This window comes from Brevundimonas sp. FV1ps31S (assembly GCF_058681265.1).
Window position 1 is genome coordinate 3,012,673 of the sequence record NZ_CM178735.1, and the last position, 22,437, is coordinate 3,035,109.

Consider the following 22,437-nt stretch of genomic DNA (forward strand, 5'->3'; position numbering starts at 1 on the left):
TCGCAATAAACAGCTTCACCGCATCTCACAAGCACAATTGCGACTTAATCGCATCCCGGTCGAAAATGGTTCAGGTCACCGCCTTCATTCGCGCCGCCTTCGCGGGCGTCAGGTCCAGCCAGGTCGGGTCCGGCATGGCCTTATGCGCGGCGGCCAGGGCTTCCGACCAGCGCCGGCCCAAGTCGCGGAAATAGGGATCGTCCGCATCAATGCGCCGCTCCATCCCCGTCAGCCCGTCGCGCGGAATGACGATCAGGTCCAGCGGCGGCCCTACGGCGATATTGGAGCGAATGGTCGAGTCGAACGAGATCAGACCCAGTTTCACCGCCTCCGACAGGGGAGTGTAGTCATGAAGCGCGCGATCCAGGATCGGCTTGCCGTATTTCAGCTCGCCGATCTGCAGATAGGGGGTGTCGGCCCCGCACTCGATGAAATTGCCCTGACCATAGATCAGGTACAGGCCCATCTTGCCCCCGGCGATCTGGCCGCCCAGCAGCATGGAAGCATTGACGTTCAGAGCGTCCGCCATCGGCGAGGCCGGCGTATTGATCGTGGCCCGCACCGTCGCCATGGCGTGGCCCAAAATCTGGGCGGCGCGGAACAGGCTGGTCGCAGTCTCCAGGGTTTCCGGCCCGGTCGAGTCGGGCAGCTTGACCCCCTCGGCCACCATGGCCAGGGCGGTCTGGGTCACCGACAGATTGCCGGCCGTGGCCACGGCCAGGATCCGTTCGCCCGGCGTCTTGAACACGTGCAGCTTGCGATAGGACGAGATGTTGTCCACGCCCGCATTGGTGCGGGTGTCGGCGATCATCGCCAACCCCTCCTCCACCAGCATGCCTACGCAATAGGTCACTTGCCTCTATCCGCTCCCCAGCCTGCGAATCGTTCGACGCTAACAGATTCCTGCGACATGGCGATCAGGACCATCCCCGGCTCTGATGTTGTTGCTGGCTCTGTTGCACAGGCCGCACATGAAGGGCGACCGTCAGACTGCCGACCCCGCCGCCATAGCTGGTCCCCCGGATCGGCGTCGCCCCAAGGGCGTCCAGCCCCGTGGCGATCCGCACATAGTTGTCGGTCGGGCAGATGCCGTTGGCCGCGTCGAACCCGACCCAGCCCAGCCCCTCGATCCAGGCTTCGGCCCAGGCGTGGGCGGCGTCCTGGTCGTGCTGGCCGTCCGACCGGTTCAGATGGCCCGAGACATAGCGGGCCGGCACACCCAGGCTCCGGGCGCAGGCGATGAAGATCTGGGCGTGGTCCTGGCAGACGCCGCGCCGGATGTCGAAGGCCTCGGCAGCCGTATGGGTGGCGGACGTCGCCCCGACCTCGAAGGCCACGCCGCCATGGATCGCGCCCATCAGGCGGTGCATCCGCTCCAGCGGCGCGCCCTCGCCGATCTCTCGCGCGAACTCGATCAGGGCCGCGTCCGCCTGGGTCAGGCGGGTGTCGCGCAGATAGACGCCCGGCTGCAGCCGGTCGTTCTGGCCCCGGATCACGCCGCCGGTGTCCACGGTCGAGACCTCGCCCGTCACCCGGATGGTCAGGGCGTCGGTCGGCCGCTCGGTATAGAGGCTGTGAACGATGTTGCCGAAGGCGTCCTCGCTGCGCCGCAGTCGGGCGTCGACGTCGGTCTCGATCCGCCATTCGCGCACCTGCTGGCTCTCACACGACTTGGGCGCCAGCCGCAGCATCTGCACGATGAACCGCGCCGGGCGGGCGTAGGCGTAGCGGGTGGAGTGGTCGATCCGTATCCGCATGGTCAGACCAGATATTGTTCGTGGACGGCGGCGGCCAGGGCGTTGTTCTCGTTCAGGAAGCCCTGGATGTATTCGTGCAGACCGGACTGGAAGATGTCCTCGATCCGGGCCTCGTTGAACTGGGTCAGACGGTTGGAGGCCAGCCTCTGCGCCGGGCCGCGCCGGCCGTAGTCCGTCGCCAGCCGCTCCAGATAGCTGACGATCATCCCCTGGCAGCTGGCCAGCGACCGCGGCATCTGCCGGTTCAGCACCAGCAGGTCCGCCACCAGCCAGGGCCGCACAGACTCCCGATAGACCCACCGATAGGCGGTCAGGGCCGAAACCTCGCGCAACAGGGTGGTCCACTGGAAATAGTCCAGCTGTCCCCCCACTCGTTCGCCCGGGGGCAGCAGCAGGTGATATTTCACGTCCAGCAGGCGGGCGGTGTTGTCGGCCCGCTCGATCGCCATGCCCAGCCGCAGGAACCAGTAGGCGTCATTGCGCAACATGGTCCGCGACGAGGCCCCCTCCACCGCCAGCGACGTGGACTTCACGAAGTCGAGGAAGTTGGTGAAATCGTCCCGCTTGGTCGGCTCGCCCAGTTCGTTCAGCCCGTTCCAGGCGCCGTTGATCGCCTCCCACAGCTCAATGGTCAGGGCGGTCCGCACCGAACGGGCGTTGGTCCGCGCCTTGGTGATACAGGCCTTGATCGAGGTCGTATTGTCGGCCCCGAAGGCCAGGTATTCACGAACGGACTTCTCGGACACCGTGCGGCCGGTCGCGTCGAAGGCCGACTTCACGCCCGACGACGAAATCGCGCCGGCCCAGGCGGTGACCGTGGCCTGGTCCTTGGCCGGCAGGGCCGCCAGGCGGATCGCCGCCTCCAGGATGCGTGCGAGAAAGTCCGCCCGCTCCATATAGCGGCCGGTCCAGTACAGGCTGTCTGCGGTGCGTGAGAGCATCAGTTATCCAGCACCCAGGTGTCCTTGGTTCCGCCGCCCTGACTGGAGTTGACCACCAGCGACCCCTCTTTCAGCGCCACCCGCGTCAGCCCGCCGGGCGCGACCCGCACCCCCGCCGGACTGGACAGGACGAACGGCCGCAGATCGACGTGCCGCGGCGACAAGCTTCCGCCGTTCAGGGTCGGCGCCGTCGACAGGCTCAGGGTCGGCTGAGCGATGAAGTCGTCGGGGTCGGCGATCAGCTTGGCCCGGAAGGCCTCGATCTCGGCCTTGGTCGAGGTCGGCCCCACCAGCATGCCGTAGCCGCCCGAACCGCCGACCTCCTTGACCACCAGCTCATCCAGCTTGCCCAGCACCTCCTTCAGCGCGTCCGCCTCGCGGCAGCGCCAGGTCGGCACATTCTTCAAGATGGCGTCCTCGCCGGTGAAAAAGCGGATGATCTCGGGCATATAGGTATAGACGGCCTTGTCGTCGGCCACCCCCGTCCCGACCGCATTGGCCAGGGTCACCCGCCCGGCGAAATAGGCCGACATCAGCCCCGGCACCCCGACCGCCGAATTCGGCATGAAGGTCAGGGGATCGATGAAGTCGTCGTCGATGCGGCGATAGATGACATCGACCCGCTTGGGCCCCTCGGTCGTGCGCATATAGACGGTGTCGTCATTGACGAAGAGATCCCCGCCCTCGACCAGCTCGACCCCCAGCTTGTCCGCCAGGAAGCTGTGCTCGTAATAGGCCGAGTTGAACGGCCCGGGCGTCAGCACGACGATGGTCGGATCCTCGCCCGCCCCCGACGGCGCCGAGGCCTGCAACGAGCGCAGCAGCATGTCGGTATAGATTTCGACCGGCCGTACCGCATGTTCAGCGAACAGGTCGGGGAACAGCCGCATCATCATCTCGCGGTTCTCCAACATGTAGGAGACCCCCGACGGCGTGCGGACATTGTCCTCCAGCACATAGAAGCCGTCCTCGCCCGTGCGGACCAGATCGACCCCGGCGATATGGCACCAGACGTCGCCCGGCGGCCGGCGGCCCTGCATCTCGGGCCGATAGTGCGGATTGGTCAGGATCAGGTCGGCGGGCACGATCCCGGCGCGGATACAGTCCTGGGGGCCATAGATGTCCTTCAGGAAGGCGTTGATGGCGGTGACCCGCTGCTTCAGCCCCTTCTCCAGCCCGCCCCACTCGTCGGCGCCGATGATGCGCGGCACGACGTCGAACGGGATCAGCCGCTCATTGGATTCCTCGTCGCCATAGACGGCGAAGGTCACGCCCATCCGGCGGAAGAACAGCTCCGCCTGGCGCGAGCGCGCCTGCAGCAGATCCGGCGGGGCGTTTTCCAGCCAGGCCGCCAGGGTCTTGTAGCTGTCGCGGATCGTCCCCGATCCGCCGCCGTTCATTTCGTCGAAAGCTCTCGTCATTCGCCCCCGCCGCGTTGAGTTCGCAGCTTGATCCATCCCCAACGAAAAGCGCAACAGTTTTGTTGCACTGCGGCGACGCTCACCTCCCCGTTCGCGAAGGCGAACGGGGAGGACCGGTCGCGCCAGCGACCAGGAGGGGGCGACTCGGTCTCTGATATTTCAGCGGGTCGCCTTCGCCGTCGGAGTCGCCCCCTCCTGACCGCTTCGCGGTCTGTCCTCCCCATGCGCCTTCGCGCATGGGGAGGTGAAATCAGACCCCCACCGCCTTCATCGACACGGCCTGATCCGCCAGCTTCGCCACATCCACCGGCGTCGCCTTCCCGATCAGCTGTTTGCCCGCCATGAACTCCGGCGGCGCATTCACCGCCTCGACGCAGACCACCCGGTCGCCGCTCAGGTGGAAGACCGCGAATCCCCCCGCCGACGGGTCGCCCCGCACCACCTGGCGGTCGGCCGCGAACGGCAATCCGGCGATCTGAAGCTTGAAGTCGTACTGATCGGACCAGAACCACGGAACCTCCGGCGCCGGTCCCGGCCGCCCGACGATGGCCGCCGCCGCCTGCTTCGCCTGTTCCAGCGCATTGGGCACGCTCTCCAGCCGGTGATGCACCCCGTCGTGAACCGGTATCGGCCGCCGCGTCATGTCGCCGACGGCGAAGATGGCCGGATCGCTGGTCCGCGCCTGATCGTCCACCACCACCCCGTCGTCGCAGCGCAGGCCCGCCGACCGGGCCAGGCTTTCGCACGCCAGCGCCCCGACCCCGACCAGAACCGCATCCGCTTGCACCACCGATCCGTCCGCCAGCGTCACCCCGTCATGAGCGACCGCGACCACCTCGGCTCCGGTCAGGATCTCAACACCATGCGCCCGATGCTGAGCGGTGAAGAAGGCCGACAGGGTCTCTGACGCCACCCGCGCCAGCACGCGCGGCGCCCGCTCGATCACCACCGCCTCGGCGCCCAGGGCCCGAGCCGAAGCCGCCGCCTCCAAGCCGACATAGCCGCCGCCGACCACCGCCAACCGCTTGCCCGGCCCCAGCACGGCCTTCAGCCGTGCCGCGTCCTTCAGCGTCCGCAGTTCCAGCAGGCCGGGATGGTCCCCGCCCGGAACCGGCAGTTTGCGCGCCGTCGATCCCGTCGCCAGCACCAGGACGTCATAGGTCTCGCTCGACCCGTCATGGAAAGCGACGGTCTTCGCCTCCGGGTCCACCGACGCGGCGACCGTCGAGGGCCGGAATTCGATGCCCTGTTCCTCATAGAAGCTCAGCGGCCGCAGCAGCAGCGCCTCCAGATCCGCCTCGCCCTTCAGCCAGGCCTTGGACAGGGGCGGCCGCTGATAAGGCGGCGCATCCTCCTCGCCCACCAGCACGATCGGCCCCTCATGGCCGTATTGCCGCAGAAACGCCGCGACGGAGCCGCCGGCATGTCCGGCGCCGATGATCAGGATCTTGCTCATGGCCGGACAGATAGAGCGGTGCGCGGGCGGGCGTAAGTCGTGATTGGTGAATCGTCAGTCGTGACTGGAGCCCGCGCACCCCATCACGAGTCACCAGTCACGACTCACGCCGCCCCTTGACCGTTCCACCGTTACAGCATAGTGGAACGCGCATGACGCCCCCGCCCGCCCGCGACGCCCTCCATGACGCCCTGCTGTCTATGCAGACGCGCGAGGAGATCGACGCCTTTCTGGCCGATCTGTGCACCCCGGCGGAACTGCGCGCCTTCACCGAGCGCTGGCAGGTGGCGCGCCTGCTCGACGCCGGCGGCAAATCCTATCGCGAGATCGCGGCCGAGGCCCACGCCAGCCCCACCACCGTCGTCCGCGTCGCCCGTTATCTCAAAGACATGCCGCACCAGGGCTACCGCATCGCCCTGGACCGCCTGAAGAACACGAACTGAGTATCCAAACATGAGCACCGTCCAAGGCCGGCTTCGCATCGCCGTCCAGAAATCCGGCCGTCTGGCCGACCGCAGCCTCGACCTGATCCGCGACGCGGGTCTGAAATGGGTCAAGGGCCACAACGACCTGCTGTATCGGGTCGAGAACTATCCGATCGACCTGCTGCGCGTCCGCGACGACGACATCCCCACCTTCGTGGCGGACGGCGTCTGCGACCTGGGCATCGTCGGCGAGAATGTGCTGGAGGAAGGCCGCAACGGCGGCGCCAACGCGTCCGTGGTCATGCCCCTGGGCTTCGGCCGCTGCACCCTGAAGATCGCCACCCCCCCGACCCTGGCCTATGACGGCCCGGCCTCGCTGGACGGCCTGCGGATCGCCACCTCCTATCCCAAGATCCTGCGCCGCTTCCTGGACGAGCGGGGGGTCAAGGCCGACATCGTCGTCATGCGCGGCGCCGTCGAGGTCGCGCCACGGCTGAAGCTGGCCGCCGCCATCTGCGACCTGGTCTCGACCGGCGCCACGCTGGAGGCCAACGGCCTGGGCGCCAAGGACACGGTGCTGGAAAGCCAGGCCGTCCTGATCCAGTCGCCCGTCGCCCCCGAACCCGCCCTGCAGCACCTGCTGGACAGCATCATCGAGCGGATGTCGGGCGTGGTGTCCTCGCAAGGCGCCAAATACGTCATGCTGAACGCCCCGCGTTCGGCGCTTGATGAGATCACGGCCATCCTGCCCGGCGCCGGCTCGCCCACCGTCATGCCGTTGATGGGCCGCGACGACGCCGTCGCCGTCCACGCCGTCTGTCAGGAAGCCGTCTTCTGGGAAACGCTGGAGAAGCTGAAGGCCGCCGGCGCCTCGGCCATCCTGGTCCTGCCCATCGAGAAGATGATGTGATGAAGCTGATTGACTGGTCTTCCCTCGACGCCGCCGGGAAAAGGGCGGCCCTCGCCCGCCCGGCCCAGCGCACCGCCGGCGACGTCACCGAGGTGGTCCGCACCATCTTGGACGACGTGCGCGGGCGCGGCGGCGCGGCGGTCACCGACTGGTGCCTGAAGCTGGACAAGGCCCCACCCCGCCGCATCGCCATCACCCCTGAAGCCGTGGCCGAGGCCCGCAACGCCCTGCCCCCCGGCGACGTCCGCGCCCTGCGCATGGCGGCCGAGAATGTCCGCGTCTTCCACCAGGCGACCAAGCCCGAAGACACCCCCTTCATCGAGACCACGCCCGGCGTGCGCTCCAAACTGGCCTGGCGTCCCATCGCCTCGGCCGGTCTCTACATCCCTGGCGGCACCGCGCCCCTGTTCTCCTCCCTGTTGATGCTGGCCATCCCGGCCGGCGTCGCGGGCGTGGGTGAACGGGTCGCCGTCACCCCGCCCTCGAAGGACGGCGGCGTTCACCCCGCCATGATCCTGGCCGCCGCCGAGGCCGAGCTCGACGCGATCTGGCTGATGGGCGGGGCCCAGGCCATCGCCGCCCTGACCTTCGGCGTCGAGCTGGAGGACGGGGTCATTCCCGCCTGCGACAAGCTGTTCGGCCCCGGCAACGCCTATGTCGCCGAGGCCAAGAAACAGGCGTCTGCTCTTCCGGGCGGCCCCGCCGTCGACATGCCCGCCGGCCCGTCCGAACTGATGGTCATCGTCGACCGCGACGCCGCGCCCGAGATCGCCGCCGCCGACCTGCTCAGCCAGGCCGAGCACGACGCCGACGCCCAGGTCATCCTGGTCTCCACCAGCCGCGCCACCATCGACTACATCCTGTCAGAGGTTGAGGTTCAGGTCTCGACCCTGCCGCGCGAAGCCATCGCCCGCGCCTCGCTGAACGAGGCCCGCGCCATCCTGGTCCGCGACCTCGACGCCGCCGCAGAGGTCGCCAGTCTTTATGGCCCCGAACACCTGGCGATCCAGATCGACGACCCCGAGCCCCTGGTGGACTCAATCAAGGCCGCCGGCGCCGTCTTCGTCGGCCGGTTCGCCGCCGAGACCCTGGGCGATTATGCGGCAGGCCCCAGCCACGTCCTGCCGACCGACGGCGGCGCCCGCACCCTGGGCGGCGTCACCACCGCCAGCTTCATGGCCACCATGTCGGTCCAGTTGGTCTCCGAGGCCGGCGCCCGCGCCCTGGCCCCCATCGCCGCCCGCCTGGCCCGGATGGAGGGCCTGGAAGCCCACGCCCGCGCGGCGGACATGAGGGCTGAAGGATGACGGTCGTCCTCAAAGACCCTCTCCCGCTTGCGGGAGAGGTGGCCCGTCGTTCGCACAGCGAACTAGGGTCGGAGAGGGGAGTCTTTCTTCAGCAAAGCAAAACTCACCCCATCGTCAGGCGTGTCGCTGCGCGCCACGACCTGACACTTCCCCCGCAAGCGGGGGAAGGTCTCAGCGGAGCCGCCCAATGACCCTGCCCGCCCCCTATCCCCCGCTGGTCTCCGGCGGCGACAGCCTGGACCGCTATCCCGGCGAGCCTGCCGCCCTCGCCGCCCGCATGGCCGCGATCTACGCCGTGCCCGCCGATCAGGTTCTGCCGGTGCGCGGTCTGACCCACGGGCTGGAGCTGGCCTATCGCCTCGCCGCCCGCGACGGCGGCTCGGTCGAGGCGCCCAAGGCCGAGCCCTATGACAGTCTCGCCGCCATCTATCCGGCCAGGGGAGCACCCGCTGTGGTCGTCATCCGCGCCCTCGGCTCGCCCGAGGCCGTCGCCGAAATGGCCGCCCGCGTCGCCCCCGCCCTGCTGGTCGTGGACGAAGGCCTAATCGAATTCTCCGACAGCGTCTCGGCCGCCACGGTCGTCGCCGATCAGCCGAACCTGGTCGTGCTGCGCAGCCTGTCCCTGGCCTATGGTTTGGCCGGCGCCCGCGTCGGCGCCGCCATCGCCCAGACCCCGACCCTGGCCCGCCTCGCCTCGGTGCTGGAGCCCTACGCCCTGCCCGAGCCCCTGTTGCGGCTGGCGCAACAGGCGCTGGACCCGTCGCGGATGATCGAGACCGCCGAGCGGATCGCCTCGGTCCGGCGCGAGCGCGAGCGGATCGCCCGCGAACTGGGCCGCCAGATGCCGGTCGAGCCCGGCGTCGGCCCCATCATCATGGCTCGGCCGGAAGACCCCGCCGCCGCCCTGGCCGCGTTGGCCACCTATGGCGTCGCGGCCGACCTGTCAGGCGAGCGCCTGCGCCTGCCGGTCTCGATCAAGCCCGAGGTCAACGACCGGCTGCTGGCCGCCTTCGGCCTGACGCCCGCCAAGCGCCGCCCGGCCCGCGTCGGCCAGGCCGTGCGCGATACGAAAGAGACGCGCATCGTCTGCGCCGTCGATCTGGACGCCCCCGGCCCCATCAGGATCGAGACCGGCGTCGGCTTCTTCGACCACATGCTGGAGCAGATCGCGGCCCACGGCGGCTTCTCCCTGCGGCTGCAATGCGAAGGCGACCTGCACACCGATCCGCACCACACCATCGAGGACAGCGCCATCGCTCTGGGCCAGGCGCTGAAACAGGCGCTGGGCGAGCGCAAGGGCATCGCCCGCTACGGCTTCGTCCTTCCGATGGACGAGGCCAACGCCACCGTCTCCATCGACCTGTCCGGCCGTCCCTATCCGCTATTCGAGGGCACGTTCGACACCCCCTTCATCGGCGACTACCGCACCGACCTGACGGCCCACGTCTTCCGCTCGCTGGCCGAGGCCATGGGCGCCGCCGTCCACATCTCGGTCACGGGCCAGGACGACCACCACAAGACCGAGGCCGTCTACAAGGCCTTCGGCCGCGCCCTGCGCCAGGCCATCCGGGTCGAGGGCGACGCCGTGCCGTCCACCAAGGGGGTGCTGTGACCGAGGTCGCCGTCATCGCCTATGGCGCCGGCAACGTCGCCTCGGTCCAGTTCGCGCTCGAGCGTCTGGGCGCGACCGTGCGCCTGACCGACGATCCGGCCGTGATCGTCGAGGCCGAACGGGTCATCCTGCCCGGCGTCGGCGCCGCCGGCTACGCCATGAGCCGCCTGTCGGAACTGGGCCTGATCGAACCGATCCGCGCCTTCCCCCGCCCCCTGCTGGGCGTCTGCCTGGGCCAGCAACTGCTGTTCGGATCCAGTCAGGAGGGCGAGGGCGTCGATCTGCTGGGCTTCATCCCGGGCGCCGTCTCCCGGCTGGAGCCGGCGGGCGCCCTGCCCGTGCCGCATATGGGCTGGAGCCGGCTGACGCGCGACCGTGAGGATCCGCTGCTGGAGGGGGTGACCGACGGCGCCTACGCCTATTTCGTCCACGGCTATGTCTGTCCCGACGGCCCCGCCACCCTGGCCCGCGCCGACTATGGCGGCCCGGTCCCCGCCGTAGTCCGCGCCGCCAACCGCTGGGGCTGCCAGTTCCACCCCGAACGCTCGGCCGAGGCCGGTGCGACCATTCTCAGGAACTTCCTGAGCCTGCCCGAGACTCCATCATGCTGATCTACCCCGCCATCGACCTGAAGGACGGCGTCTGCGTGCGCCTGATGCACGGCAAGTTCGACCAGGTGACGCAATATGACGAACAGCCCGCCGCCCGCCTCAGCGCCTTCGCGGCCGAGGGCGCCGAGTGGATCCACATCGTCGATCTGGACGGCGCCGAGGCCGGCCAGGCCATGCAGCACGCCCTGATCGGCGACCTGACCAAGGCCATCGAGGTCAAGATCCAGTCCGGCGGCGGCGTCCGCGGCGCCAATGATGTGGCCAAGCTGCTGGACGCGGGCGTGTCCCGCGTGGTCGTCGGCTCCCTGGCGGTGACCCAGCCCAACGACGTCGCCGCCTGGCTCAAGGGCTTCGGCGTCGAGCACATCACCCTGGCCCTGGACGTCAAGATCGAGGACGGCGTGCCCGTCCCCGCCCTGAAGGGCTGGACCCAGTCGTCGGGCGTCACCCTTTGGGAGGCGCTGGATCGTTATCCCAAGGGGACGGCGAAACACCTGCTGGTCACCGACGTGGGCCGCGACGGCGCCATGACCGGCCCCAATCTGGAGCTGCTGGCCGAGATCCGCCGCCGTCGCCCGGATCTGGTGCTCCAGGCCTCGGGCGGCGTCTCGTCGCTGGAGGATCTCGCGGCGGTCAAGGCCCTGGGCTGCAACGGCGCCATCGTCGGCCGCGCCCTGTACGAGAACCGCTTCACCCTGCCCGAAGCCATAGCGACGGCGGCATGACTGCGCGACGTATAATTCCTTGCCTGGACGTCAAGGACGGCCGGGTGGTCAAGGGCGTGAAGTTCGTCGGCCATACCGACATGGGCGACGCCGCCGAGCTGGCCGCCCGTTACCGCGACGCGGGCGCCGACGAACTGGTCTTCTACGACATCACCGCCAGCCCCGAAGGCCGGACACTGGACTATGGCTGGATCAAGGATATCGCCCGGCTGCTGGACATCCCCTTCTGCGTCGCCGGCGGCATCCGCAGCGTCGATCAGGCCGCCCGCTGCCTGGATCACGGCGCGGACAAGGTCTCGATCAACTCTCCCGCCTTGGAACGCCCGGAACTGATCGCCGAAATGGCCGCGCGGCTGGGCAGTCAGTGCGTGGTCGTCGGGGTCGACAGTCGTCTGGAAGACGGCGAATGGGTGGTCCACAAATACACCGGCGACCCCGACGCGCGCCGCCGCGCCGGCAAACGCACCCTGGACTGGCTGGACGAGGCGCAGAGCCTGGGGGCCGGCGAGATCGTGCTGAACTGCATCGACCAGGACGGGGTCCGCAAAGGCTACGACATCGAACAACTGTCCGCCGCCCGCGCGCGCCTGACCATCCCCCTGATCGCCTCGGGCGGCGCCGGCGCGCCCGAGCATTTCAAGGCCGTGTTCGAACAGTCGGACGTCTCCGGCGCCCTCGCCGCCAGCGTCTTTCACACTGGCGCGATAGCCATCCCCGACCTGAAAGCCTATCTCGCGGGCGAAGGCCTGGAGATGAGATTGTGATTTTATATCTCCGCTCATCCCCGCGAAAGCGGGGACCCAGTGCTTTGGGCGATCATCCTCGCCCCTCTGGCACAGAGCCATATCCAAGACCCGTCAGACAACAGAACTGGGTCCCCGCTTTCGCGGGGATGAGCGGTGAATAAAATGATCGACCCCAACACCATCGACTTCGCCAAGGGCGACGGCCTGGTCCCCGTGGTGGTGCAGGACGCCGCCACGCTCCAGGTCCTGACCCTGGCCTATATGGACCGCGCCGCCCTGGACGAGACCCTCGCCTCGGGCGAAGCCACCTTCTTCTCACGCTCGCGTGGCGGACGCTGGCGCAAGGGCGAAACCTCGGGCGACCGGCTGCACGTGGTCGGCATAACGGCCGACTGCGATAGCGACGCCCTGGTCCTGGCGGTCAATCCGGTCGGCGACGCCTGCCACCTGCACCGCACCAGCTGTTTCGGCGAGGCCGACGCACCGGGTCTCGGCCGCATCGCCCGGCTGGAACAGACCATCGCCGAACGCGCCGCCGCCGATCCGTCCGAAAGCTGGACGGCCAAACTGATCAGCCAGGGCGTCAAACGCATCGCCCAGAAGGTCGGCGAAGAGGGCGTCGAGACCGCTCTGGCGGGCGTCGCGGGTCCGGATGAGGAACTCGCCAGCGAGGCTGCGGATTTGATCTATCACCTCTTGGTGCTTCTCCACGCCCGTAACATGGTGTTTCAGGACGTGCTGGACGTGTTGGCCTCCAGAGCGGAAGCGGGCAAAGCGACGCCCAGACCTTAAAGGCGACTGATCCCGGATAATGGGATCGATCAGGGGACAAGTATGGCGGCTCTCATTCTGTTCGGCGGCGGCGGCGATCTGGCGATGCGCATGCTGTTGCCGTCGCTCTATTTCCTCGAGCACGACGGCCTCCTGCCGGACGATCTCAAGATCATCGGCGCCGCCCGTTCCGAAGAGACGCCAGACGAATATGTGGCCAAGGTCCATGACGCCGTGAAGGCCAAGGCCGAGGCGGACAAGGCCTGGGACGACCATAGCTGGGCCAAGATGAAGGCCCGACTGGACTATCTGGCTGTGGACGCCACCGACCCCGCCAGCCTGAAGGGCCTGAAGGATCGCGTCGGCGACGGCGAGGTCACCTCCTTCCTGGCCGTCTCGCCCTCGCTTTACGGCCGTATCGTCACGGCGATGAAGACGGCCGGCCTGGCCGAGCGCAACTGCCGCATCGTGCTGGAGAAGCCGGTCGGCCGCGACCTCAAGTCCTTCCTGGAGATCGACGACGCCGTTGCCCACGCCTTCCGCGAGGACCAGGTGTTCCGCATCGACCACTATCTGGGCAAGGAGACGGTCCAGAACCTGACGGCGCTTCGCTTCGGCAACACCATCTTTGAGCCGCTGTGGAACAATCTGACGATCGACCACGTCCAGATCACCATCGGCGAGACGGTCGGCGTCGGCGACCGCTGGCCCTATTACGACGAGTACGGAGCATTGCGCGACATGCTCCAGAACCACATGCTCCAGCTGCTGTGCCTGGTGGCCATGGAGCCGCCGTCGGACCTGGATCCGGAATCCCTGCGCAATGAAAAGGTCAAGGTGCTGCGGTCCCTGCGCCCCATCACCCCCGAAGAGGCCGAGCGCGTCACCGTGCGCGGCCAGTATGTGTCGGGCGTGTCCGAGGGCAAGCCGGTCAAGGGCTATGACGAGGAGCGCGGCGCCGATTCCGACACCGAGACCTTCGTCGCCATCCGCGCCGACATCGACAACTGGCGCTGGGCCGGCGTGCCCTTCTTCATGCGGACCGGCAAGCGCCTGCCGGAGAAGCGCACCGAGATCGTCATCCAGTTCAAGCCCGTCCCCCACTCGATCTTCGACAATGACGAGGGCGAGGCGCCGGCCAACCGCATGATCATCGAGCTTCAGCCCGAGGAAGACATCTCGCTGACGGTGATGAACAAACGCCCCGGCCTGGACAAGCGGATGCAGCTCCAGCCCATCACCATGAGCCTGTCCTGGGGCGTTGACGGCAAGTCCGCCGCCCCGCCGCGCCGCCGCATCGCCTACGAACGTCTTCTGCTGGACGCCATGCACGGCGACTCGACCCTGTTCGTCCGTCGCGACGAAGCCGAACAGGCCTGGAAATGGGTGGACGAGGTCGCCGAGGCCTGGGCCGAGTCCGGCCAGAAGCCCGACGAATATGTCGCCGGAACCTGGGGCCCCGACAGCGCCGACATGCTGATGATGCGCACCGGCCGCGAATGGAACACCACCGATGTCTGAGACGCCCGTGATCGAAACCTTCCCCACCGTCGACGCCTGGGCCGAGGCCATCGCCGCCCGCCTGTCCGAGACACTGGCCGGCGCCGTCCGCGACAACGGCCGGGCCGTCTTCGCCGGCCCCGGCGGGACCACCCCCGCCCCCGTCTATCGCCGCCTCGCCGCGACCGATCTGGACTGGGCGAAAATCGCCGTCACCCTGGTGGACGAACGCTACGTCCCCGAGACCTCGCCCGAGTCCAACGCCCGGCTGATCCGCGACGTCCTGTTGCAGGACAAGGCCGCCTTCGGCCGCTTCATCCCCCTCTATACGCCCGAGGTCACGGTGGACCGCGCCGCCGCCGTCGCCGCCCACGCCCTGGCGGCTGAAGGCGGTCGTTTCGACGCGGTCCTTCTCGGCATGGGGGAGGATGGCCATATCTGTTCCATGTTCCCCAACAGCCCCACCCTGAAGACGCTGCTGACCCCGACGCTGAAGCCGACGGTCCTGGGCGTGCCCCACGGCCGTGACGGCGCCGCCCCGACCCTGGAGCGGCTCTCGATCAACCTGGCCTATCTGATGTCGGCCGGGCGCGTCATTCTGGGCCTGAAGGGCGACGCCAAACGCCGCGTCTTCGAACAGGAGGCCCAGGGCGATCCCAGGATCCAGCCCATCGCCGCCCTGATCGCCGCCGGCGTCCCGCTTGAAGTTCTGTACACGGAAGCCAGCTGACATGACCCTGCACCCCACGGTGGCCGCGGTCACCGCCCGGATCGTCGAGAAGAGCCGCTCCACCCGCGCCGACTACATCCGTCGCATGGACGCCGCTCGCGACAGCGGGACCGGCCGCGCCAAGCTGAGCTGCGCCAACTGGGCCCACGCCTTCGCCGGCCAGACCATCGCCGACAAACTGACGGCCATGGACGGGTCCAAGCCCAATCTGGGCATCGTCACCGCCTATAACGACATGCTGTCGGCCCACCAGCCGTTCGAACGCTTCCCCGGCGTGGTCCGCGAGGCGGTGCGTCAGGTCGGCGCCACGGCCCAGGTCGCCGGCGGCACCCCCGCCATGTGCGACGGCGTCACCCAGGGCCGCCCCGGCATGGAGCTGTCGCTGTTCAGCCGCGACGTCATCGCCATGTCCACCGGCGTCGCCCTGACGCATGACGCCTTCGACGCCGCCCTGATGCTGGGCGTCTGCGACAAGATCGTGCCCGGCCTGTTCATGGGCGCCCTGGCCTTCGGCCATCTGCCCGTCGTCTTCGCCCCCGCCGGCCCCATGCCCTCGGGCATTCCGAACGCCGAGAAAGCCCGCGTTCGCGCCGAGTACGCCCAGAACAAGGTGGACCGCCAGACCCTGCTGGAAAGCGAGATCGGCTCCTACCACTCGCCCGGCACCTGCACCTTCTACGGCACGGCCAACTCGAACCAGATGATGATGGAGCTGGCGGGCCTGCACATGCCCTCGACCGCCTTCGTCCATCCGGACACCGGCCTGCGCGACGCCCTGACCGCCGCGGCCGCCCAGCGCGCCGTCGAACTGGCCCGCAGCGGCGAGAGCCGCATGGCCGACGTCATCGACGAGAAGTCCATCGTCAACGCCATCGTCGCCCTTCTGGCCACCGGCGGATCGACCAACCACGCCATCCATCTGGTCGCCATGGCGCGGGCGGCGGGCGTGCTGATCGACTGGACCGACATGGACGAGCTGTCGTCCGTCACCCCCCTGCTCGCCCGCGTCTATCCCAATGGATCGGCCGATGTGAACGCCTTCCAGGCCGCCGGCGGCGTCGCCTTCGTGGCCCGCGAACTGGCCCAGGCCGGCCACATACACTCCGACGTCACCACCATCATGGGCAAGGGCATCGACGCATACTTCCAGGAACCGTCGATGGTGGACGGCGAACTGGTCTGGCGCGACGGGGTCAAGGAAAGCCTCGACCTCGACATCCTGCGCCCCGCCTCCAACCCCTTCGACAAGGAGGGCGGTCTGCGCCTGGTCAAGGGCGACCTGGGCCGCGCGGTCATCAAGATTTCGGCGGTCAAGCCCGAGAACCGCATCGTCGAGGCCCCCGCCGCCGTCTTCGAAACTCAGGAAGACGCGCTTCAGTCCTTCAAGGACGGCAAACTGTTCCGCGACGTCGTCGTTGTCCTGCGCTTCCAGGGCCCCAAGGCCAACGGCATGCCGGAACTGCACAGCCTGTCGCCCGCCCTGTCGGTCATCCAGGACAAGGGCTTCAAGGTCGCCTTCGTCACCGACGGCCGCATGTCGGGCGCCAGCGGCAAGACCCCCGCCGCCATTCACGTCAGCCCCGAAGCCCTGGCCGGCGGCCCTCTGGCCCATGTGAAGGACGGCGACATCATCCGCCTGGACGCCGAGGCTGGGGTTCTGACCACGGTTGGCGTGGACGCCCTGACCGCCCGCCCCCTCGCCGCCCGCTCCTCCGCCAACGCCGCCGGCTCGGCCTGGGGCTATGGCCGCGAGCTGTTCGGCGCCTTCCGCCACGTCGTCACCACGGCGGAAGAAGGCGCCACCGTCTGTTTCGCCTTCCCCAGCGGCGCCCAATCGCATACGGACACGCCGCCCGATCCTAACTTCGTCGACCGGACCGTGGACGCCTGATCCACCGAACCGACCGCAGGAAACGACCCCATGAATGACAAGACCCTCCTCGTCGGCGACGTCGGCGGCACCAACGCCCGTTTCGCCGTCGCCCGCATGGTGGACGGCCGGCCCGTGCTGGACCACCACGAGAGCTTCCCGGCCGAGACCTATCCGACCTTCCTGGAAGGCGTCGCCGCCTATATCGAGGGCTGCGAGGTCAAACCGACCGGCGGCGTCATCGCCGTGGCCGGCCCCGTCACTGACGGCGCCATCGACCTGACCAACTCGCCCTGGCAGGTGTCGGAGAGCGAGCTTCAGACCCTGGGCCTGAAGCCGGTCAAGCTGATCAACGACTTCGAGGCCCTGGCCTGGGGCGCGCCCGTCGTGCCCGAAGATCAGCTGGAAAGCCTGGGCGGTCCCGTCGACGGCGACCCCCATTCGACCGTCGCGGTGCTGGGCCCCGGCACCGGCTTCGGCGTCTCGGCCCTGATCCGCGACGCCCACGGCAAGGAAATGGCCATGCCGTCGGAAGGCGGCCACGCCTGTTTCCCTCCCGGCGATCCGGTCGAGGACGAGATCCTGCGCATCCTGCGCCGCCGCTATGACCGCGTCTCCATCGAACGCCTGATCTGCGGCCCCGGCCTGCTGAACATGCACCGCGCCCTGGCCGAGATCGACGGCCGCGAGACCCATATCGACGACCCGGCCGAGATCACCGAGACGGCGATGAAGGACCCCAACAGCCCGTGCGGCGCCACCCTGGCCCGCTTCTGCGCCATCCTGGGCGCGGTCGCCGGCGACATCGCCCTGACCACGGGCGCGCGCGGCGGCGTCTATATCGCCGGCGGCATCGTCCCGCGCATCCTGCCCTTCATCAAGGCCAGCCCCTTCCGCCAGCGGTTCGAACGCAAGGGCCGGTTCAAGGACTATATGTCCGAGATTCCGACCAAGGTGATCATGCACAAACACGCCGCCCTCCTGGGCGCCGCCCGCGTCGCCTTCGCCGAAGCCGCGGACTGAGACTTCACGAAAAACTCACGGCGGCGTGAACCCAACCGCCGCCGTGACGTTTCCTCCGCTCCAAAACGGAAGGAAACTCCATGAAGAAGTTCGCCATCGCCGCCGCCTCGCTGTTCGTCCTCTCGGGCGTCGCCGCCTGCGGTGAAAGCGCCGCCGACAAGGCTGCCGAAAACCGCGCCGACGCCGTCGAAGCCACGGGTGAAGCCCGCGCCGACCAGCTGGAAGCCCAGGCCGACGCCGCCCCGACCGACGCCCAGGAAGACGCCCTGAACCGTCAGGCCGATCAGGTCGAGGACAACGCCGACCGTCGCGCCGACCAGATCGAACAACAGGGCGGCAACGCCGACGGCGGCATGACCACCCACAACACCCCGACCACCAACTAAGCTCGGCACCCAGGCGATCCGTCGCCCCGCCCCCCGTCCGTCATCCTCGGGCTTGACCCGAGGACCGGGCGCGGGGCGGCCTGTGCTTCGCCCGTTCGCATCAGCGGCGGATCATCCGATCCTCGGGTCAAGCCCGAGGATGACGGAAGAAAGCGGACCTCACGCCTTCTTCGGCCACCACGGCACAAACGCACTCGTCCGCTTTACATAGTCCGCATACCCCGGCCGCGACTTGTTGATCGCCTTCTCCGTAATCCCGATCCCCGACCAGCGCGTCAGGGTGAAGGTCAGGAAGATCGGCCCCGCGATCGACCACAGGCCGACGCCCGTCTCCGCCGCGATCAGCCACAGCCCCCACCAGACGCAGGCGTCGCCGAAATAGTTCGGATGCCGCGTATAGCGCCACAGGCCGCTGTCCAGCACCTTGCCCTTGTTGGCCGGATCGCGCTTGAACGCCGCCAACTGAGCATCGCCGACGCTTTCGAACACGATCCCGACCACCGCCAGCACCGCCCCGACCCCGGCGATCAAGCCCAACCCCGGCTGGGCCGCCACCTGCCCCAACTGCACCGGCAGCGACGTCAGCCAGGCCAGCACGGCCTGGGGCAGAAACACGAACAACAGCGCCGTCTTGGCGAACGACCAGCCCTTGTTCCGTTCCTGATCCTCGACGATCTGCACATACCGCCCATCCGCCCCGCTGGCCCGCCAGCGCCGGAACAGATGAAGCCCCAGCCGCAGCGCCCAGACCGCGCACAGCCCGACCAGCAGCCCCTTTCGCGCCGGATCGCCCTCGGCGCGCGGCAGGGTCGCCACCGCCAGCAGCAACATCCCCAGCGGCCAGACCGCATCGATGAAGCTGACGTCCTTCAGCTTCAGAGCGACCAGCCACAGGCCGAGCATCACGGCGACGATCAGGGCCAGGTTCAGTCCAAGGAGGAGGAGGATGTCGGTCAGGGTCATGGGTCTGATACGGCGGCGGTCCAACGATGGATGGCGTACTCCAGCCTTTGATCCTCTTGTTGTGTGCGTGCCACTCCGGCCGTTAACTGGGGTATGATCGAATTGGATCTCCTTCCCGCCTTTCAATCGCCTTGGGCAAGACTTGTCCTTCGCAACCGCGCGCTCGGCGTTCTAGGTGTCGACGTTGAGCGTCGCTGGGCGGACGATCTTCTGGACCTTGGAATGACTTCAGATGCAGTAGTCGCTCTCGCTATCTTGCGTGATGAAGAGTGGAACGAGGCCGGGCCTATCGTTGACGCCATTCTGCGAGAGTTGTCCGTCGATCCCACCGACAAGCCGCGTCTGTTGCATATCATTCGATCCCAAATCGTTCTGGCCATCGAGAACGGTGCCGATCCTCGGGCGCAGGCGCGAGAAGGCATGCTGCTCGCATCGGAGTTTCACGATCTTCCAGGCTGTAACGGGGTGCTCGGTGTTTTCTATGCAATCGACGACGAGTTCGACTTGAGGGCCTGCGGGTTCAGCCTTGACCCAAGCTTCGAGAAGCTAGGGGCGAAGGCGTGGACATTGAAGAAGCTTCGGAAGCCTGGATAGTCGAGGTTTGGGTTCGGCCGCACGACCATGACGAACACATCCTCCAGTCCAAACGGCGCTGTCACCGTGATCGTGTCGTCCGCCTCCAGCCGCACCCCGACAGCGAAGGTCGGGGCCACGAACCGGCCCAGGGTTTCGTCGGTCGAGTGCAATGGCGCAGAGGGCTCGCCGAACCGGTTCTGGAACCACAGGTGGACGCAACTCTGTTTGTATGTTCGGACCTTCGAAGGTCGCTCTCGGTCAGCCCCTTCATAGGCCATCCGGATGGCTGGACAGCCAGTCGCTATGCTTTGCCTTCAGCGACGCGACCTCTTCCGGTTCGGCCAAGAAGAGATCAATGCCGCCGTCGTAAGGCGCAAAGACCGAGCCGGTCATTTCCGACATCCACAACGTCGGACCTGCCCGTTCCTCGGCGATGCTCGTAAGCACTTCATCAAAGGCGCCGTCCGTCCATCGGGTCCTGCCCGCATGAACGCGCCAACCAACCGCGTCTTCATCGTCATCGTCGTCAGCAAACTCGAAGGCGGGTTCAAGATCGAACTGTCGGGTTGCGGCGAAGGGATCGTAGGCGTCAGCCACATCGGTCATCCCGGCGGGCGTGATCCAGTGCGTCTGAACCAACCAGCATGGGTCCGACTTCAGCACCTCCGCAGCCAACAGGTTCTGGCGTTGTAGGATCGTGCGACGCTCATCGTCACTGTCGGCGTATCGCTTCGAGTTGGGGAGCGAGTGGAAACGGACCCAGTTGGCCGCCCCGCTGCCTGTGAGCTTGTAACCGACAGGCCAATGCCCTTCGTGAAAGCGCGACCAGGTGTTTTGAAACGGGTTCATCCAAAGAGCCTATCGCCACAGCCGAACGAGGTCACTCAAGCTGCGATTTCCGGGCCGGTCCGAAATCAGACCTGAACGATGTTGAGTTCGGGCCAACGCGCCTTCGCCTTCTCGATGATGCGATCCCAATCCTTCGCGACAGGCCGATGCGGCGTCGGACGGATCGTCAGATTGAAAACGTCATCCAACCCAAATGGAGCGGCCACAGTGATTTCGTCGTCTTCCTCAAGCCTCACGCCTACCGCGAAGCAGGGGGCGACAAAGCGGGTCAGGGCCTCGTCGGTGTTTCGAAGGGCGGCATAGGAACCACCGAACTTCTGGGGATGCCAGATGTGAACCCGCGCCTGATTGCGCACCTCGACCTGGCTGCGGATGGGTTCGTCGAAGGCGGCGGCGACCTGTTTGATCACGACGTCTTCGGCCTCGTACGACAGGTCCGACCCATCGAAATAGGCCAGGTCATAGTCCTTGATCCCGTATCCCGACGGCCGTCCCGTCTTGGCGTTCCACACCGCCTGATAGACGGCGCCCGACACCAGCCGCCAGTCGGGCAGGTCCAGCGCCCGCACCGTCCGCAAGACGTGCATCAGGCCGGGATCGGCGCGGACAATTTCGATCAGCTTTGAGGTCAGGGCGTCGCTCATCCCCATCCCTTAGCCTTCCCGTCCGTTCAGCGGGAGACGTCGCCCACCTTCATCCCCAGATGCCTACCTAACCCCGCACCGGCCAACCATGATCCAGCGGCCCGTGTCCGCCGCCCAGGCCGGGCGCCCGGCGGATCGCCTCGCCGACATAGGCCCAGGCTTCCGCCACCGCGACCTCCAGCGGCCGCCCCAGGGCCAGACCTGCGGCGCACGCACTCGCCAGAGTGCAGCCGGTGCCGTGGGTGTGGCGGGTGTCGATCCGTTCCGCCTCCAGCACCGTCTCCCCGTCGGCCGTCATCAGCAGATCGATCACCGTCGGCCCGTCCACATGGCCGCCCTTCATCAGCACGGCCCGCGCGCCCAGTTTCAGCAGGGCCTCGCCCGCCCGTCGCTGGCCGTCGATGTCGCGCACCGCCAGCCCGGTCAGGGCCTCGGCCTCGGGCGCATTGGGGGTCAGCAGGGCCGCGCGGGGGATCATCAGCCGCTTCACCGCCTCCACCGCCGCATCGGGCAGCAGCGGGTGCCCGCCCTTGGCTACCATGACCGGATCGACCACCGCCGGGGCGTCCGCCTCGTCCAGCAGGGCCGCCACCGTCTCGACCACCTCGACCGAGCCCAGCATGCCGGTCTTGACCGCATCGGCGCCGATATCCTCCAGCACCGCCCGCGCCTGGGCCGCGATCAGTTCCAGCGGCAGCGGATGGACGCCGTGGACCCCCAGGGTGTTCTGCACCGTGATCGCGGTGATCGCCGTGGCGGCGAACCCGCCCATCATCGTCACCGCCTTGATGTCGGCCTGGATCCCCGCGCCGCCGCCGCTGTCCGACCCCGCCAGGATCAGGACTCTGCCCCGATGAAGGCTCATGCGTGCGCCCCCGAGAACAGCTTCAGGCCCACGATCCCCGACACGATCAGCAGGATGCACACCGCCCGCACCGCCGTCGCCGGCTCGCCATAGACGACGATCCCCACCAGGGCCGCGCCCACCGCCCCGATCCCGGTCCAGATCGCATAGGCCGTGCCGATCGGCAGCTTCTGCGTCGCAACCCACAACAGGATCATGCTGGCCGCCAACGCGACCAGAACCCCCAGCGACGTCAACGGCCTTTGCAGGCTGACATTCTTCAGGCCGGACGCCCACAGCACTTCCAGCAGACCGGCGACGACCAGCGTCACCCATGGATTGATCGACATGACCCAGGACATGGCGACCA

Annotated in this window: 25 protein-coding genes; 14 read left to right on the forward strand and 11 right to left on the reverse strand. The window is 67.9% G+C overall.

All coding sequences use genetic code 11. From position 1 onward, the window contains the following. Nucleotides 1-70 precede the first annotated feature (70 nt). The 5 genes from ACVPT3_RS14355 to ACVPT3_RS14375 form a co-directional block, all read right to left on the reverse strand. Complete coding sequence (locus ACVPT3_RS14355; protein WP_492041543.1) at nucleotides 71-853, reverse strand: proteasome-type protease; 783 nt, start codon at nucleotides 851-853, stop codon at nucleotides 71-73. A 64-nt stretch (nucleotides 854-917) separates the two neighbouring features. Next, on the reverse strand, nucleotides 918-1,757 hold the full coding sequence (locus tag ACVPT3_RS14360) for a transglutaminase family protein (RefSeq protein ID WP_492041544.1): 840 nt from the start codon (nucleotides 1,755-1,757) through the stop codon (nucleotides 918-920). A gap of 2 nt (nucleotides 1,758-1,759) precedes the next feature. After that, a complete protein-coding gene (locus ACVPT3_RS14365) occupies nucleotides 1,760-2,698 on the reverse strand; it encodes an alpha-E domain-containing protein (RefSeq protein WP_492041545.1) in 939 nt (312 codons plus the stop codon). Beyond that, nucleotides 2,698-4,119, reverse strand: coding sequence for a circularly permuted type 2 ATP-grasp protein (locus ACVPT3_RS14370; RefSeq protein WP_183198815.1), 1,422 nt, complete (start codon nucleotides 4,117-4,119; stop codon nucleotides 2,698-2,700). The genes ACVPT3_RS14365 and ACVPT3_RS14370 overlap by 1 nt, the downstream gene beginning before the upstream one ends. A 250-nt stretch (nucleotides 4,120-4,369) precedes the next feature. Then, nucleotides 4,370-5,575 carry an NAD(P)/FAD-dependent oxidoreductase gene (locus ACVPT3_RS14375; protein ID WP_492041546.1) on the reverse strand — a complete coding sequence of 402 codons (1,206 nt, stop codon included), beginning with the start codon at nucleotides 5,573-5,575 and terminating at the stop codon, nucleotides 4,370-4,372. A 152-nt stretch (nucleotides 5,576-5,727) separates the two neighbouring features. On the opposite strand from ACVPT3_RS14375, the gene ACVPT3_RS14380 reads away from it, so the two are divergent. The 13 genes from ACVPT3_RS14380 to ACVPT3_RS14440 all read left to right on the forward strand — a co-directional run bounded on the left by ACVPT3_RS14380 (nucleotide 5,728) and on the right by ACVPT3_RS14440 (nucleotide 18,191). Continuing rightward, on the forward strand, nucleotides 5,728-6,018 hold the full coding sequence (locus tag ACVPT3_RS14380) for a YerC/YecD family TrpR-related protein (protein ID WP_492041547.1): 291 nt from the start codon (nucleotides 5,728-5,730) through the stop codon (nucleotides 6,016-6,018). Nucleotides 6,019-6,028: 10 nt separating this feature from the next. Then, nucleotides 6,029-6,910: an ATP phosphoribosyltransferase gene (gene hisG / locus ACVPT3_RS14385; protein WP_183198808.1), complete on the forward strand. Its 882-nt coding sequence runs from the start codon at nucleotides 6,029-6,031 to the stop codon at nucleotides 6,908-6,910. Next, complete coding sequence (gene hisD / locus ACVPT3_RS14390; protein ID WP_492041548.1) at nucleotides 6,910-8,217, forward strand: histidinol dehydrogenase; 1,308 nt, start codon at nucleotides 6,910-6,912, stop codon at nucleotides 8,215-8,217. The genes hisG and hisD overlap by 1 nt, the downstream gene beginning before the upstream one ends. Nucleotides 8,218-8,404: 187 nt before the next feature. Beyond that, nucleotides 8,405-9,829: an imidazoleglycerol-phosphate dehydratase HisB gene (hisB, locus tag ACVPT3_RS14395; RefSeq protein WP_492041549.1), complete on the forward strand. Its 1,425-nt coding sequence runs from the start codon at nucleotides 8,405-8,407 to the stop codon at nucleotides 9,827-9,829. Beyond that, on the forward strand, nucleotides 9,826-10,440 hold the full coding sequence (gene hisH / locus ACVPT3_RS14400) for an imidazole glycerol phosphate synthase subunit HisH (RefSeq protein ID WP_492041550.1): 615 nt from the start codon (nucleotides 9,826-9,828) through the stop codon (nucleotides 10,438-10,440). Before hisB ends, hisH begins: the two co-directional genes overlap by 4 nt. After that, nucleotides 10,434-11,165 (forward strand): 1-(5-phosphoribosyl)-5-[(5-phosphoribosylamino)methylideneamino]imidazole-4-carboxamide isomerase, encoded by a 732-nt coding sequence (gene hisA, locus ACVPT3_RS14405; protein WP_492041551.1) that lies wholly within the window; start codon nucleotides 10,434-10,436, stop codon nucleotides 11,163-11,165. The genes hisH and hisA overlap by 7 nt, the downstream gene beginning before the upstream one ends. Continuing rightward, the gene (hisF, locus tag ACVPT3_RS14410; RefSeq protein ID WP_492041552.1) at nucleotides 11,162-11,929 is read left to right on the forward strand and encodes an imidazole glycerol phosphate synthase subunit HisF; all 768 of its coding nucleotides are present in this window, start codon (nucleotides 11,162-11,164) and stop codon (nucleotides 11,927-11,929) included. The genes hisA and hisF overlap by 4 nt, the downstream gene beginning before the upstream one ends. A gap of 144 nt (nucleotides 11,930-12,073) precedes the next feature. Beyond that, entirely contained in the window at nucleotides 12,074-12,703 is a 630-nt protein-coding gene (gene hisIE, locus ACVPT3_RS14415) for a bifunctional phosphoribosyl-AMP cyclohydrolase/phosphoribosyl-ATP diphosphatase HisIE (protein ID WP_492041553.1), read from the forward strand. 42 nt (nucleotides 12,704-12,745) lie between these two features. After that, entirely contained in the window at nucleotides 12,746-14,203 is a 1,458-nt protein-coding gene (zwf, locus tag ACVPT3_RS14420; protein WP_492041554.1) for a glucose-6-phosphate dehydrogenase, read from the forward strand. Next, entirely contained in the window at nucleotides 14,196-14,912 is a 717-nt protein-coding gene (gene pgl / locus ACVPT3_RS14425; RefSeq protein ID WP_492041555.1) for a 6-phosphogluconolactonase, read from the forward strand. The genes zwf and pgl overlap by 8 nt, the downstream gene beginning before the upstream one ends. Nucleotide 14,913: 1 nt before the next feature. Further along, nucleotides 14,914-16,803 (forward strand): phosphogluconate dehydratase, encoded by a 1,890-nt coding sequence (gene edd, locus ACVPT3_RS14430; RefSeq protein ID WP_492041556.1) that lies wholly within the window; start codon nucleotides 14,914-14,916, stop codon nucleotides 16,801-16,803. Between the two features lie 30 nt (nucleotides 16,804-16,833). Next, nucleotides 16,834-17,805 carry a glucokinase gene (gene glk / locus ACVPT3_RS14435; protein WP_492041557.1) on the forward strand — a complete coding sequence of 324 codons (972 nt, stop codon included), beginning with the start codon at nucleotides 16,834-16,836 and terminating at the stop codon, nucleotides 17,803-17,805. Between the two features lie 80 nt (nucleotides 17,806-17,885). Continuing rightward, nucleotides 17,886-18,191, forward strand: coding sequence for a hypothetical protein (locus ACVPT3_RS14440; RefSeq protein ID WP_492041558.1), 306 nt, complete (start codon nucleotides 17,886-17,888; stop codon nucleotides 18,189-18,191). 159 nt (nucleotides 18,192-18,350) lie between these two features. Here ACVPT3_RS14440 and ACVPT3_RS14445 read toward each other — a convergent pair whose 3' ends face one another. Next, entirely contained in the window at nucleotides 18,351-19,154 is an 804-nt protein-coding gene (locus ACVPT3_RS14445) for a DUF1295 domain-containing protein (RefSeq protein WP_492041559.1), read from the reverse strand. Nucleotides 19,155-19,247: 93 nt separating this feature from the next. Between ACVPT3_RS14445 and ACVPT3_RS14450 the strand changes: the two genes are divergently transcribed. Continuing rightward, nucleotides 19,248-19,748: a hypothetical protein gene (locus ACVPT3_RS14450; protein WP_492043856.1), complete on the forward strand. Its 501-nt coding sequence runs from the start codon at nucleotides 19,248-19,250 to the stop codon at nucleotides 19,746-19,748. On the opposite strand, the gene ACVPT3_RS14455 is transcribed toward ACVPT3_RS14450, so the two are convergent. The 5 genes from ACVPT3_RS14455 to ACVPT3_RS14475 form a co-directional block, all read right to left on the reverse strand. Then, nucleotides 19,634-20,008: a nucleotidyltransferase family protein gene (locus tag ACVPT3_RS14455; protein ID WP_492041560.1), complete on the reverse strand. Its 375-nt coding sequence runs from the start codon at nucleotides 20,006-20,008 to the stop codon at nucleotides 19,634-19,636. The genes ACVPT3_RS14450 and ACVPT3_RS14455 overlap by 115 nt on opposite strands. Then, entirely contained in the window at nucleotides 19,998-20,579 is a 582-nt protein-coding gene (locus ACVPT3_RS14460) for a DUF3885 domain-containing protein (RefSeq protein ID WP_492041561.1), read from the reverse strand. The genes ACVPT3_RS14455 and ACVPT3_RS14460 overlap by 11 nt, the downstream gene beginning before the upstream one ends. A gap of 65 nt (nucleotides 20,580-20,644) precedes the next feature. Next, entirely contained in the window at nucleotides 20,645-21,223 is a 579-nt protein-coding gene (locus ACVPT3_RS14465; RefSeq protein WP_492041562.1) for a nucleotidyltransferase family protein, read from the reverse strand. Nucleotides 21,224-21,290: 67 nt separating this feature from the next. Then, on the reverse strand, nucleotides 21,291-22,088 hold the full coding sequence (gene thiD / locus ACVPT3_RS14470) for a bifunctional hydroxymethylpyrimidine kinase/phosphomethylpyrimidine kinase (RefSeq protein ID WP_492041563.1): 798 nt from the start codon (nucleotides 22,086-22,088) through the stop codon (nucleotides 21,291-21,293). Continuing rightward, complete coding sequence (locus ACVPT3_RS14475; RefSeq protein ID WP_008262594.1) at nucleotides 22,085-22,429, reverse strand: DMT family transporter; 345 nt, start codon at nucleotides 22,427-22,429, stop codon at nucleotides 22,085-22,087. Before ACVPT3_RS14475 ends, thiD begins: the two co-directional genes overlap by 4 nt. Nucleotides 22,430-22,437 lie beyond the last annotated feature (8 nt).

What these genes read in the sequence shown, in the direction of transcription:
- ACVPT3_RS14450 (WP_492043856.1), top strand. Translation starts at nt 19,248, where the DNA reads ATGATCGAATTGGATCTCCTTCCCGCCTTTCAATCGCCTTGGGCAAGA.
- hisA (WP_492041551.1), top strand. Translation starts at nt 10,434, where the DNA reads ATGCTGATCTACCCCGCCATCGACCTGAAGGACGGCGTCTGCGTGCGC.
- ACVPT3_RS14445 (WP_492041559.1), bottom strand. Translation starts at nt 19,154, where the DNA reads ATGACCCTGACCGACATCCTCCTCCTCCTTGGACTGAACCTGGCCCTG.
- thiD (WP_492041563.1), bottom strand. Translation starts at nt 22,088, where the DNA reads ATGAGCCTTCATCGGGGCAGAGTCCTGATCCTGGCGGGGTCGGACAGC.
- hisB (WP_492041549.1), top strand. Translation starts at nt 8,405, where the DNA reads ATGACCCTGCCCGCCCCCTATCCCCCGCTGGTCTCCGGCGGCGACAGC.
- ACVPT3_RS14465 (WP_492041562.1), bottom strand. Translation starts at nt 21,223, where the DNA reads ATGAGCGACGCCCTGACCTCAAAGCTGATCGAAATTGTCCGCGCCGAT.
- zwf (WP_492041554.1), top strand. Translation starts at nt 12,746, where the DNA reads ATGGCGGCTCTCATTCTGTTCGGCGGCGGCGGCGATCTGGCGATGCGC.
- glk (WP_492041557.1), top strand. Translation starts at nt 16,834, where the DNA reads ATGAATGACAAGACCCTCCTCGTCGGCGACGTCGGCGGCACCAACGCC.
- hisG (WP_183198808.1), top strand. Translation starts at nt 6,029, where the DNA reads ATGAGCACCGTCCAAGGCCGGCTTCGCATCGCCGTCCAGAAATCCGGC.
- ACVPT3_RS14370 (WP_183198815.1), bottom strand. Translation starts at nt 4,119, where the DNA reads ATGACGAGAGCTTTCGACGAAATGAACGGCGGCGGATCGGGGACGATC.
- edd (WP_492041556.1), top strand. Translation starts at nt 14,914, where the DNA reads ATGACCCTGCACCCCACGGTGGCCGCGGTCACCGCCCGGATCGTCGAG.
- ACVPT3_RS14455 (WP_492041560.1), bottom strand. Translation starts at nt 20,008, where the DNA reads ATGGCCTATGAAGGGGCTGACCGAGAGCGACCTTCGAAGGTCCGAACA.
- ACVPT3_RS14375 (WP_492041546.1), bottom strand. Translation starts at nt 5,575, where the DNA reads ATGAGCAAGATCCTGATCATCGGCGCCGGACATGCCGGCGGCTCCGTC.
- ACVPT3_RS14360 (WP_492041544.1), bottom strand. Translation starts at nt 1,757, where the DNA reads ATGCGGATACGGATCGACCACTCCACCCGCTACGCCTACGCCCGCCCG.
- ACVPT3_RS14460 (WP_492041561.1), bottom strand. Translation starts at nt 20,579, where the DNA reads ATGAACCCGTTTCAAAACACCTGGTCGCGCTTTCACGAAGGGCATTGG.
- ACVPT3_RS14365 (WP_492041545.1), bottom strand. Translation starts at nt 2,698, where the DNA reads ATGCTCTCACGCACCGCAGACAGCCTGTACTGGACCGGCCGCTATATG.
- ACVPT3_RS14380 (WP_492041547.1), top strand. Translation starts at nt 5,728, where the DNA reads ATGACGCCCCCGCCCGCCCGCGACGCCCTCCATGACGCCCTGCTGTCT.
- hisIE (WP_492041553.1), top strand. Translation starts at nt 12,074, where the DNA reads ATGATCGACCCCAACACCATCGACTTCGCCAAGGGCGACGGCCTGGTC.
- ACVPT3_RS14475 (WP_008262594.1), bottom strand. Translation starts at nt 22,429, where the DNA reads ATGTCCTGGGTCATGTCGATCAATCCATGGGTGACGCTGGTCGTCGCC.
- hisF (WP_492041552.1), top strand. Translation starts at nt 11,162, where the DNA reads ATGACTGCGCGACGTATAATTCCTTGCCTGGACGTCAAGGACGGCCGG.
- hisD (WP_492041548.1), top strand. Translation starts at nt 6,910, where the DNA reads ATGAAGCTGATTGACTGGTCTTCCCTCGACGCCGCCGGGAAAAGGGCG.
- pgl (WP_492041555.1), top strand. Translation starts at nt 14,196, where the DNA reads ATGTCTGAGACGCCCGTGATCGAAACCTTCCCCACCGTCGACGCCTGG.
- ACVPT3_RS14440 (WP_492041558.1), top strand. Translation starts at nt 17,886, where the DNA reads ATGAAGAAGTTCGCCATCGCCGCCGCCTCGCTGTTCGTCCTCTCGGGC.